The organism is Streptomyces sp. NPDC001980, from assembly GCF_040296885.1.
GTDB lineage: Bacteria > Actinomycetota > Actinomycetes > Streptomycetales > Streptomycetaceae > Streptomyces.
In genome coordinates, this window is record NZ_JBEOYD010000094.1 from 1 (window position 1) to 11,230 (window position 11,230).

At 71.0% G+C, this 11,230-nt stretch carries 9 protein-coding genes, 1 tRNA gene and 3 pseudogenes; 5 read left to right on the forward strand and 8 right to left on the reverse strand.

The genetic code is table 11. The features are described from left to right. Window positions 1-97: 97 nt before the first annotated feature. Window positions 98-343: pseudogene (locus tag ABT137_RS50635) on the forward strand (integrase); the annotation flags it as partial. Window positions 344-422: 79 nt separating this feature from the next. Here ABT137_RS50635 and ABT137_RS50640 read toward each other — a convergent pair. Then, window positions 423-496, reverse strand: a tRNA-Gly gene (locus ABT137_RS50640). Window positions 497-779: 283 nt separating this feature from the next. On the opposite strand from ABT137_RS50640, the gene ABT137_RS50645 reads away from it, so the two are divergent. The 3 genes from ABT137_RS50645 (at window position 780) to ABT137_RS50655 (ending at window position 2,118) form a co-directional block, all read left to right on the forward strand. Beyond that, a complete protein-coding gene (locus ABT137_RS50645) occupies window positions 780-941 on the forward strand; it encodes a hypothetical protein (RefSeq protein WP_177233016.1) in 162 nt (53 codons plus the stop codon). A gap of 84 nt (window positions 942-1,025) precedes the next feature. Next, on the forward strand, window positions 1,026-1,601 hold the full coding sequence (gene dcd, locus ABT137_RS50650; protein ID WP_351720777.1) for a dCTP deaminase: 576 nt from the start codon (window positions 1,026-1,028) through the stop codon (window positions 1,599-1,601). A 10-nt stretch (window positions 1,602-1,611) separates the two neighbouring features. Then, complete coding sequence (locus tag ABT137_RS50655; RefSeq protein WP_351720779.1) at window positions 1,612-2,118, forward strand: phosphoribosyltransferase; 507 nt, start codon at window positions 1,612-1,614, stop codon at window positions 2,116-2,118. Window positions 2,119-2,205: 87 nt separating this feature from the next. On the opposite strand, the gene ABT137_RS50660 is transcribed toward ABT137_RS50655, so the two are convergent. The 6 genes from ABT137_RS50660 to ABT137_RS50685 form a co-directional block, all read right to left on the reverse strand. Next, on the reverse strand, window positions 2,206-3,252 hold the full coding sequence (locus tag ABT137_RS50660) for a YIP1 family protein (RefSeq protein WP_351720781.1): 1,047 nt from the start codon (window positions 3,250-3,252) through the stop codon (window positions 2,206-2,208). A gap of 41 nt (window positions 3,253-3,293) precedes the next feature. Further along, the gene (locus ABT137_RS50665; protein WP_351720784.1) at window positions 3,294-4,718 is read right to left on the reverse strand and encodes an FG-GAP and VCBS repeat-containing protein; all 1,425 of its coding nucleotides are present in this window, start codon (window positions 4,716-4,718) and stop codon (window positions 3,294-3,296) included. Window positions 4,719-4,720: 2 nt separating this feature from the next. After that, complete coding sequence (locus tag ABT137_RS50670) at window positions 4,721-6,163, reverse strand: FG-GAP-like repeat-containing protein (RefSeq protein ID WP_351720787.1); 1,443 nt, start codon at window positions 6,161-6,163, stop codon at window positions 4,721-4,723. 66 nt (window positions 6,164-6,229) lie between these two features. After that, the gene (locus tag ABT137_RS50675; RefSeq protein WP_351720788.1) at window positions 6,230-7,735 is read right to left on the reverse strand and encodes an FG-GAP-like repeat-containing protein; all 1,506 of its coding nucleotides are present in this window, start codon (window positions 7,733-7,735) and stop codon (window positions 6,230-6,232) included. Window positions 7,736-7,949: 214 nt separating this feature from the next. Continuing rightward, the gene (locus ABT137_RS50680; protein ID WP_351720790.1) at window positions 7,950-9,428 is read right to left on the reverse strand and encodes an FG-GAP and VCBS repeat-containing protein; all 1,479 of its coding nucleotides are present in this window, start codon (window positions 9,426-9,428) and stop codon (window positions 7,950-7,952) included. A gap of 230 nt (window positions 9,429-9,658) precedes the next feature. Further along, a complete protein-coding gene (locus ABT137_RS50685; RefSeq protein ID WP_351720791.1) occupies window positions 9,659-10,573 on the reverse strand; it encodes an NHL repeat-containing protein in 915 nt (304 codons plus the stop codon). 204 nt (window positions 10,574-10,777) lie between these two features. Here ABT137_RS50685 and ABT137_RS51185 point away from each other — a divergent pair. Next, a pseudogene (locus tag ABT137_RS51185) lies at window positions 10,778-10,897 on the forward strand (antibiotic biosynthesis monooxygenase); the annotation flags it as partial. 21 nt (window positions 10,898-10,918) lie between these two features. Here the strand turns inward: ABT137_RS51185 and ABT137_RS50690 are convergent. Continuing rightward, window positions 10,919-11,230: pseudogene (locus tag ABT137_RS50690) on the reverse strand (MerR family transcriptional regulator); the annotation flags it as partial.

Genomic DNA, 11,230 nt, shown 5'->3' on the forward strand with positions numbered 1-11,230 from the left:
ACGAAGCGGGAACAACTCCACAGTCGCCAGGTTCGTGCCCGTGCCTGTCAACACCCCGGCCCGCAAGCCGACTTCGGACGCCTAACCTCGGTCGCTCTACGACCTTCGTCACACCGGTCACACGCTCTCGACCCGTTCGGGCGCCACCCTCAAGGACACGATGGTCCGCGCCGGCCGGTCCTCCGAGAAAGCCGCGATGATCTATCAGCACTCCGACCACGACCGGCAACGGGAGGTCGCCGCCGGGCTGGACGGCATGGTGCGCTCCGAGCGTGCGAAGAACCACAAGGAGCACCACACCGACAGCCGTCCGCACCACACGCAGGAGTCATCAGCGGGCTAATGGTGCGCTAGTGGTGCGGCACCCGCCCACCGGTCTAGACAACAAAGAACCCCCGGGCCTCTGGCCTGGGGGTTTCTGCTGGAGCGGGTGACGAGAATCGAACTCGCGCTCTCAGCTTGGGAAGCTGATGTTCTACCATTAAACTACACCCGCGTAGAACGCCGACGGAGTCGGTGTCCGAACGCTCGCTCACTGTACCTCATGACGGACCCCCGGTGCCTGGACCGTGGGGTTCGTGTGCGTTTCCGGGGTCGGCAGGGGAGTGGGATCCGGGTGCGGGAGACCGGAGTTGGGGCGTACGGTGGAGGTGTGGGAGAGGGGCCCGGTAGGCCGGAGTGCCGCCTGGAGAGCCGTCCCTTTGATCCCGTAATGTGGCTTTCCGTCGTCACGGCAGTAAGCCCGACGCGGCTCCTGGGGAAGGGACTTAAGGGACTTGATGGAACGCACCGTCGTCCGCTGTGCCGAAGGGCACGTGTTCAGCACCGCTTCGTTCCCGATGCAGCAGGCCGAGCGGCTCGGCCCCGGCCGGCTCGTGCGGTGTCCCAAGTGCGCCCGGCTGCGCAGCGTCGTGCCGGTCGCACTTGAGAAGCAGCAGTAGCGGACGAAGAGAAACAGCAGCAGCACGGGCGCGCGGACTCGTCACGATTGTCGTGGGTCCGCGCGCCTTGCGTATCCTCGGGGCGTGCTTCTCTCAGACAAGGACATCCGGGCCGAGATCGACGCCGGGCGGGTACGGATCGATCCCTACGACGAATCCATGGTGCAGCCGTCGAGCATCGACGTGCGGCTGGACCGTTTCTTCCGGGTGTTCGAGAACCACCGGTACCCGCACATCGACCCCTCCGTCGAGCAAGCGGACCTCACCCGGCTCGTGGAGCCCGAGGGCGACGAGCCCTTCATCCTCCACCCCGGTGAGTTCGTGCTCGCCTCGACGTACGAGGTCATCTCGCTGCCCGATGATCTTGCGTCCAGGCTGGAGGGGAAGTCCTCGCTCGGGCGGCTCGGGCTCGTCACGCACTCCACCGCCGGGTTCATCGACCCCGGGTTCAGCGGGCACGTGACCCTGGAGCTGTCCAATCTCGCGACTCTCCCCATCAAGCTGTGGCCGGGCATGAAGATCGGGCAGCTGTGCATGTTCCGGCTCTCCTCCCCCGCCGAGCACTCCTACGGCAGTGAGCGCTACGGCTCCCGCTACCAGGGGCAGCGCGGGCCCACCGCCTCCCGCTCCTACCTCAATTTCCATCGGACGCAGGTGTGAGGGGCCGGGCATGAGCAGCAGCAGTGACGTGCGGGAGAACCTCACCTACGAGCAGTTCGGCGTCGCCGTGCGCGAGCTCGCGCAGACCATCGCCGACGACGGGTTCGAGCCCGACATAGTGCTCAGCATCGCGCGCGGCGGCGTCTTCGTCGCCGGCGGGCTCGCCTACGCCCTCGACTGCAAGAACCTGCATCTGGTGAACGTCGAGTTCTACACCGGGGTCGGAACCACCCTGGAGATGCCCGTCATGCTCGCTCCCGTTCCCAATGTCATCGACTTCAGCGACAAGAAGGTCCTGATCACGGACGACGTCGCCGACACCGGCAAGACGCTGAAGCTCGTCCGCGACTTCTGCCTCGAAACGGTCGCCGAGGTGCGGTCCGCGGTGATCTATGAGAAGTCCCACTCCCTCGTGAAGTGCGAGTACGTGTGGAAGCGGACCGATGACTGGATCAACTTCCCGTGGTCCGTGCTGCCTCCCGTCGTGAAGAGGGCCGGGCAGGTTCTCGATGCCTGAGGACGGCTGACGGACATCGGCTGACGTCGGCTGACATGTGAAGGGCCCCGGCACGGTTGCCGGGGCCCTTCACACGTGCGTCCGGGGCTAGAACGTGCCCAGCTTCACGATCGACAGCAGGGCGATCAGCTGGATCGCCGACGCGCCGAGGGCCTTCGGCCACGGCAGGTCGTGGGACTTGGCGACCATCAGGGTGAGCAGGGCGCCCGCCGCGACCCAGGTGGCCCAGCCGAGGAGCTGGACGAAGCCGGCGTTGCCGCCGAAGAACATGGCGAAGAGGAGGCGGGGGGCGTCCGTGATCGACATGATCAGCATGGAGAGGCCGACCGTCGGCTGCCAGGCTCCGTCGCCGCCGAGCTGGCGGGCCAGGGTGTGGGTCACCACGCCCAGGACGAAGGCGGAGAGGACCATCGCGATCGCCGTCACCAGGACGATCGGGACCGCGTTGGTGAGGGTGGCGTTGATCGCGTCCGCGCGGGCGCCGTCGAAGCCGAAGACGGCGAGCAGGCCGTAGAGGAAGGTCACGATGAGGGCGGGGCCCCACATCGTGTAGTCCCGCATCTGGAGGAAGGTCTGGTTCGGGGCGAGGACGATCCCCTTCAGCAGGTCCTTCCAGTGCAGGCGCGGGCCGATCGGGCCGGACGGCGCCGCCGAGCCGGCGTGGTAGGTCGCGCCCTGCGTGTAGGCGCCCTCCTCGTCGACCGAGAAGGCCTGGGTGTGGCCCGGCTGGTTCGCCGCGTACGGGTCGGGGGTGCGGGCGCCCTGGCCGGCGCCGTATCCGCCGCCGTGGCCGTGGTCGTCGCCGAAGTACTCCGGGCCGTCGCCGCCGCCCCCCTGTCTCGGCTGGCCGCCGCGCGCCTGCGCCTGCGGCCAGCCGGAGCCGCCGCCGTGCTGCGGGTACGGCTGCGGGGCCGACGGGTACCCGTACGACGGTCCCGCCGGCTGCCCGCCGAAGCTCTGGGGCGGCGCCTGCTGCCCGTACGCGGGTTGTTGCGGTCGCGCTTGCGGGGCACGGTCGTCCCGGCCGCCGCGTCCGTTCCTGAATCCAGCCACGTCTTCGAACGTACCCGGTCCCGGAGATCCGTGTGGCGGGCTCGGGCACCCGAGCCCGCCATTGCGGCAGAGCTGTGACATCCCCTAAGGGGAACCCTCAGGAACCTGCCGATCGCTTTCGCTCACTGCCTGAACAGGGAACCCAGCTGCGCCGACGTCCCCGACACGCCCACCGACGCCGCGTGGAAGGACACCGCGCCGGTCGTGGTCGGGCCCGTGGCGGAGCCGCGCAGGGCCCACACCGCGCCCTGTCCGCCGTTCTCGTGCCGGGCGCCGACCGCCAGATCGGCCCGGCCGTCGCCGTCGAGGTCGGCCAGGTGGACGGCGGAGCCGAAGAAGTCGTCGTCCTCGTTCAGGTCGGGGATGCCCGGGGTGTTCTGGGTGTACCGCGTCGAGCCGACCCCCGTCAGCCCGGCCGCGGAGCCGCGCAGCAGGGTGACCGTGCCGGTCTGCGAGGCCGTGGTGACCGTCTCGTAGGGCGTGCCGACCGCGACGTCGTCGTAGCCGTCGCCGTCGGCGTCACCGACGGCGAGCGAGTCTCCGAACGAGCTGGTGCCCTGGGCCCGGGTGGCACCGGGGACGCCCGGGCTGTCCTGGGTGATCGCCGCCTGCTGGGTGGGGGTGATGCCGTGCGGGCCGCCGAGGTACGCGATGACCTCGCCGGGTCCGACCTTCGAGCCGTAGACCAGGACCCTGGCGGTGATGACGTCGTCGTAGCCGTCGCCGTTGACGTCACCGACGACGACCGGCTGCCGGCCGTCGGTGCCCAGCGTCATCTGGGTCTTCGGCCGGGAAGCCGCGCCCAGGTACACCACCTGGCCGTCGAAGGGTTCGTCGGACTGCCCCACGATCGTCCCGCTGACGACGAGGTCGTCGACGCCGTTGCCGTTGATGTCGCCGGCGGCCAGGGACCGGACGCCGTAGGAGTCGCCGGTGCGGAACGAGGGCACCACCCAGGTCCGGGACGCCGCCCCCGCGGTCTTGGTGAAGCCGCCCCGGAAGATCTGCACGTCGGCGCCGGTGCTGCCGACGGCCAGGTCGGCGCGGCCGTCCGCGGTGAAGTCGCCGATCGCCAGGGACATGCCGAAGCGGGTGTGGGAGGAGCGGGCCGGGTCGGCGACGATACGGCCCCCGGTCAGGCCCTTCCTGCTCCCCCAGACGATCGTCACCGAACCGGCCTTGCCGTCCTCGCCCCGGGACCCGACGACCAGGTCGGCGTAGCCGTCCCGGTTCAGGTCGCCGAAGGCGAGCGCCGAGCCGAACTCGTCGCCCTTCTCGGCGGTGCCGGGGACGCCTGCCGAGTTCTGGGTGACGACCGTGCGGTTCGACGCCTTGATCCCGGACTTGGAGCCGTAGGTGACGACGACCGCGCCCGCGTCGGTCCTGCCGCCGACCGTGGCGCCCGGGGCGGCGGTGGCGAGGTCGTGGTAGCCGTCGCCGTTGAAGTCGTCCGCGTACTTGGCGGGCGCGGCCGAGGCCGGGCCGGCCAGCGGGACGAGGCCCGCGGTGAGGAGGGCGGCGAGGGTCGCCGCCGTGCGGATGCGCATGATCAGCCTTCCAGTACGTCGCCGAAATAGGCGGTGCCCGACGGGCCGCCCAGGGTGGTGCCGGTGAAGGTCTTGGAGCCGCCGGCCTGGACACCCGCGGTGGTGGACTTGAAGAGCCAGACGGCGCCGGCGCCGTGGCTCTCGCCGTAGGCGCTCGCGACCAGTTCGGCGCGGCCGTCGCCGTTGGCGTCGGTGAGGCGGACGGCGGAGCCGAAGAAGTCCTGGGACTGGGCGGTGCCGGGGACGCCCGTGGTGTCCTCGGAGAGCAGCTTGGCGCCGCTGCCGGTCAGGCCGGACGCCGAACCGCGCAGCACGGTGACCGTGCCCGCCTGCTTCTTCGCGCCGAGCGTCTCGCCGTAGGCGCCGACGGCGATGTCGGCGTACCCGTCGCCGTTCACGTCCCCGGCGGACAGGCTCCAGCCGAAGCCGTCGCCCTTCTCGCCCTTCTCCGGGACGCCGGCCGTGTCCTGGGTGATCCGGACCGGGGTACGGCTGCTGAGGCCGCCCGCCGCGCCGTACGTCACGGTGACCGCACCGCCGAGGCCGCCGTTCGGCTCGTCGGCGGACTTCTCCAGGAAGTTCCCGGTGACGATGTCGCCGTAGCCGTCCTTGTTCACGTCGGCGATGACCGCCTCGTAGCCGCCCGCGAGCTTCTTGCCGGCCTTGAGCGTGCCGGTGGCGGAGCCCGTGTAGAGGACGCTGCGGGTGCGGTAGTCGCCGGAGCTGGTCTCCTCCTGGCCCATGACCAGCAGGTCGGTCTTCCCGTCGCCGTTGACCTCGCCGGCGATGATCTTGTCGGTGTTGATGCCGGTCTGGGCGGAGGTGTCGATGCCGACGAGGGAGGCCGCCTTGCCCTTGCGGGTGATGGGGCCCCGGAAGATGTTGAGCTCGGGCGCGGCGACGTTGCCGACGGCCAGGTCGGTGTGGCCGTCGCCGTCGAAGTCGCCGGCCGCCAGTGCCCAGCCGAGCTCGTTGCGGTACCTCGGCATCGGCGAGGAGAGGTTGCTGGCGCCCTTGAGGCCGCTCGCGCCGCCCCACAGGACGGTCACGTTGCCGTAGGAGTCGGTGGTGCCGATCCGCTCGCTGTGCACGCCGACGACCAGGTCGGTGTAGCCGTCGCCGTCCAGGTCGCCGGTGGTGAGCCGGTCGCCGAAGTAGTCGCCGGAGGCCGGGTTGCCGGGGACGCCGGTGGTGGCCTGGCTGATGATCTGGCGCTTGGTGGTGTCGAGGCCGTTCTTGGTGCCGTAGACGACCGCCACGTAACCGGCGCCGGACTTGCCGGAGACCTTGGCGACGGGTGCGGCGATCGCGAGGTCGCGGTAGCCGTCGCCGTTGAAGTCGCCGGACAGGCCCGAGGGGGCGGCGGTGGCGGTGGCGGCGGGCAGGGCGGTGAGGAGGCCCGTGGTGAGGGCCGTGGCGAGGAGCAGGGTGGTGCGCTTGGGCATGGATTTCCCCCGTGAGGTGGTGAGGTGACGCGATGTCAAGGGATGCGTCTCGTTGGTGAGGGCGCGTCAGCCGGTGAGGCCCGTGCCGAACGCGCCGTACGTGCGGGAGAGCCCGAACGTGCCCGGGCCGAAGGACTTGGCACCCGTGGCGGTGATGCCGGAGGCGCTGCCGCGCAGGGCGGTGACCGCGCCGACACCGTCGTCCTCGAAGGCGGCCCCGACGGTCAGGTCCGCCTTGCCGTCCTTGGTGACGTCCGAGAGGACGAGGTCCGAGCCGAAGTAGTCCATGGACTCGGCGGTGCCGGGGACACCGACGGTGTTCTGGGAGATGGTCCGGGCACCGGTCCGGGAGACGCCGACGGCCGAGCCGTTCATCAGCACGACGAGACCGGTGTCCTCGGCCGCGCCGATGTCCTTGAAGACGACGCCGATGGCCAGGTCGCCGTAGCCGTCGCCGTTGGTGTCCCCGATGGAGACGGCACCGCCGAAGCCGTCGCCCTCCTTGTCGGTGCCGGGGACGCCGGTGGCGGACTGGGTGAGCTCGGCCATGGGGGCGTCGCCGTTGACCGGGCCGCCCTTGCTGCCGCGGATGACGACGACCTGGCCGCCGAGGGTGCCGGTGTGGTCGTCGCCCTTCGCGAAGACGTTGCCGATGGCGATCTCGTCGTAGCCGTCGCCGTTGATGTCGCCCAGGGCGAGGGAGGTGCCGCCGTTCAGCGGGCGCGGCTGGGTCGCGACCACGCCGTTGGAGGCGCCGAGGTAGGCGGCGCCCTTGGACCAGCTGCCCGACGGGTCCGAGGTCGCCGCGGTGCGGTAGGTGAGGACGAGGTCGGCCTTCTTGTCGCCGTTGGTGTCGCCGGCGGCGAGCGCGTCGATGCCGAACTCCGCCTTGTCCGGCGTGGGGACCTTCTGGGTGCCGCCGGTGGTGCCGGACTTGGTGAAGCCGCCCTTGACGATGTAGGCGTACGACGCGGCCGTGCCGGACGCCAGGTCGGCCTTGCCGTCGCCGTTGAAGTCACCGGCGGCCAGGACCGAGCCCCAGGCCTCGTGCTTGGCGGCCGAGGGGTCCTTGACCGTCGTGCCGTTCTTCAGGCCGCTCGCCGAACCCCACAGGATCGTGACCGAACCGCCGTCGGTGTCCGAGCCGTTGTCCTCGCCGGGCGCGCCGACGGCGAGGTCGGTGTAGCCGTCCTTGTTGAAGTCGGCCACGGCGAGCGCCCGGCCGAAGAAGTCCTCGGTCTCGGCGGTGCCGGGGACACCGGCGGTGTTCTGGCTGACGATCGTGCGCTTGGCGGGGTTGAGCCCGGAGGCGCTGCCGTAGACCACGGCGACGTACCCGGCCATGCTCTTGCCGCCGACCTTGGCGTAGGGGGCGGCGAAGGCGACGTCGCCGTAGCCGTCGTGGTTGAAGTCGGCCTTGTAGGCGTGCGCCGCGGCGGCGGACGCGACGGGGGCCGAGAGGGTCAGCAGACCACCGGTCAGCGCGGCGGCGGTGACCGTCGCGACGGCGAGGCGGCGGCGGTGACGTGCGTTCGCGAGGACGTTCACGGAGATGTTCACGGAGACGTTCACGGGGTGGGAGCTCCTCAGATCAGCGACGTGGGTGCTGGAGGTACGCGGGCACGCGGCGGCGCGGAGGCGGTGCCGGCGGCAGGGCGGAACTTCTGTGCGGAAGCGGGCGGGTGCGGGAGCCGGAGCGGGCGGGCGCGGGACCGGGCAGGCCCGTGGTCGTACGATCGACGGGCCTGCCCGTGCGCCGTCCGGAGTAGCTCTCCCGACCCGCGGGTCAGTCGGCGAAGATGGCGCTGAGCTGCGGGTTACCGGTCGTCGACACGCCGAGCTTGCTCGTGGAGAGAGCCCGGGAACCGGTCGTGGTGATCTTCGAGCCGTTGGACGGCAGGTAGGTGACCGCGCCGTCGCCGCCGTTCTCGTACGAGCCGACGATCAGGTCGGCCCTGCCGTCGCCGGTGACGTCGTCGAGCTTGACGTCGACGCCGAAGAGGTCGTTCTTCTCGTCGTCGCCGGGGACGCCGGCCGTGCTCTGCGCGAAGGACTGGGCGCCGGAGGCGAGGTTGATCCCGGTCTTCGAGCCGTAGAGGACGGCGACCTGGCCGGTGTTGGCCTTGCTGCCGATGTTCTCGTTCGGGGCGGAGACGACCAGGTCGGCGTATCCGTCGCCGTTGACGTCACCGAGGTCGATCTCCCAGCCGAAGCCGTCGCCCTTCTCGGAGGCGCCGGGGACGTTGGAGGTGTTCTGGTTGAACATGGTGGCCTTGGCCGGGCCTGAGACGCTGCCGTAGGTGATGGCCACCCTGCCCCCGTTGGCGGAGTCCGGGAAGACGGTCCCGCCGCTGCTGGCGTCCCAGGAGGCGCCGCTGACGATGTCGCCGTAGCCGTCGCCGTTGATGTCGCCGATGCCGGTGACGATGCCGCTCTTCAGCGCCTTGGCGCCGGTGACGGTCACGCCCTTGGAGCTGCCCGGCAGCCAGTAGTTGGTGTTCCAGTGGTCGCTGGTCTTCGTCTCGTACCCGTCGACGACGAGGTCGGTACGGCCGTCGCCGTTGACGTCGCCGGCGGTGAGCTTCATCGGGCCGTACGGGTAGGAGCTGGTGCCCGGCTGGATCGGCGGCTTGACGGTGTACCGGCCGCCCGGCGTGCCGCTGGCGGAGAAGCCGCCCTTGAACACCCACAGGGTGGCGGCGGAGCTGCCGACGGCGAGGTCCGCCTTGCCGTCGCCGTCGAAGTCACCGGCCGCGAGCTGCAGCCCCCAGTAGCCGTGGCTGCTCGGCGACGGGTCCTTGATGTCGACGCCCTTGCCGGTGAGGCCGCTCTTGGAGCCCCACAGGAGGGTGACGGTACCGCCGTCGGTGTCGGTGCCGACCTTCTCCCCCGGGGAGCCGACGGCGAGGTCGTCGTAGCCGTCGGCGTTGAAGTCGGCGTACGCCAGGGACTCGCCGAAGTTGTCGCCGGCCTCGGCGGTGCCGGGGACACCGGCGCTGTTCTGGCTCAGGGTGGTGCGCTTGGCGGTGGTGATGCCGGAGGCGGAGCCGTAGAGGGCGACGACCTGGCCGGCGCCCTTGTGGCCGTTGACGTAGGCGGTGGTGGCCGAGGTGGCGATGTCGCCGATGCCGTCGCCGTTGAAGTCGGCGCGGGCGACCTTGACGGAGTCCGCGGCCGAGGCCGAGGCGGCGGAGAACGTGAGCAGACCGCCCGTCAGCGCGGCCGCGGTGGCCGTCGCGAGGGCGAGTCGCGGGAACGTGTGCATGCGGGTCGTCTCCTGCGGCATGCGGGGGCCGTCCGCACCCGGCGGAGGGCCGGAGTCAGTGATGTCCAGCGATCAGGAGACCCGCGCCAAGGAGTAAGGGTTGTACATGGGTTCGGTGAATTCTTCGGGGTGGCTGTGGCTGCGCGACGCCGGGGGCGCCGGGGCGCCGGTGGTGCGGGAGACGGGGCCACCGGCGCCCCTGTTGTTCCGCTCCGGGGGTGCCTACCCCCTCATCGCGACGTCAGGCCGGTGATCCGCCACAGACCGTCGCCGGCGCCGCCGGTGGTGTACGCGTCACCGGACGCCGCCAGGGAGAAGCTGAAGGTGTTGATCCCGACGATATGGGTGACGTGGGACTGCACCCCGGTGGCGGCGTTCACGCGCTTCACCTCGTCGCCGACCTGGAAGTAGACCAGGCCGTCGCCGCCGACCGAGATCGACGTGGGTTCGTAGGTCTCGTCGGCCAGCACGCGCGTCGTACCGGTGGCCACGTTCGTCTGCAGAATGCGGCCTTGGCCCATGTCCGCGGTGTAGGCGAGCCCCGCCTTGTCGAACGCGAGGCCGTAGGAGAAGCCGAGTCCCGTGGCCGCCACGCGCGGTGTCCCGCCGTCCGGGACCGCGACGATCTCCCCGTTGGTGTCGGTGACATAGGTGGTGGCGCCGAAGCGGGCCACCCCGAAGAGCGCGGGCAGGCCGGCGGCCAGGGTACGGCGGCTGCCCGTGGCGAGGGTGACCTGCTGGAGCGTGCCGTCGAAGCCGGTGATGTACGCGCTGCCGTCGGCGACGGCCACGCCGCGGAGGTTGCCCAGCCCGGTGGCGACCGTGTCGAGTGCTCCGGTGGCCAGGTCGAGCTTGAGCAGATCGCCTCCCGAGTACGCCAGATACACCGCGCCGGCGTTGTCGGGGGCGACGGCGACCGGGGAGCCGGCCGCCGGCGCGATCCGCACGCAGTCCGAGGACGGGCACTTGACGTCACCCGTCGCGGCAACCGCCGGAGCGGCGAGGGTCGTTGTCGCGCCCGCCGCCAGTAACGCGCCGAGGGCCAGCGCCACGCCCAGTGCGCGCCCGCGTCCGGTGAGCGAGCGGGCGGCGGTACGGTCGAGCGGGAGTCGCGTCGCGGTCCTAGATCTCGTCATCGAGTCCATCCGTTCCTGTCCTGTCCGTCGACGATCGGTGGGCCCACGGGATTGCCGTGGGCACTGCACAGGCCACGTACGAGGGGTACGGAAAGGTTCACCAGGACAGGCCCGGACTTCCGAGGCGGCCCGGCGGCCCCGCACAAGCACACGCACCGGCCGCAGGACGCTCCTGGACACCGGTCCCGGTCGCTCACGCCCTCCTGGTCACCCGTGCGGCAGGACGAGCAGCGGGAGACTCTGGAGAAGCGGTTCGCGTAGCGGGCGCACGCCGTGGAGAACTCGGACGGGTTCGAGCGGTTCGAACTCCTCCGCCCGCAACAGTGCGTTGACGTACCCCCTGGGTGTGCCGTCTCACGAGGTCGGTGCCGCGGCCTCGATCACCGGCTCTCCGGCCGGACGTCGAGGGCGGACCCGCTCGGCGACGAGCCGGCGGTAGTTCGGGCACTGAGTGACGTCCTCGTACTCGCAGTTCAGGCCGCCCTCGATGAGCTCCAATGAGGCCTGGGCCGCCGCGATCCTCGACCGGAGCTCCTCGGCCGCGGGACGCAGGATCTCGTGCCGGGTGGCACGGTCGGCGGTTGTGGACAAGCTCCTGATGGTGTTCAGACCCAGGCCGGCCTCCTTCAGGATGAGGACCGTCGCCACGCGGGTGAGGTCGTCCGC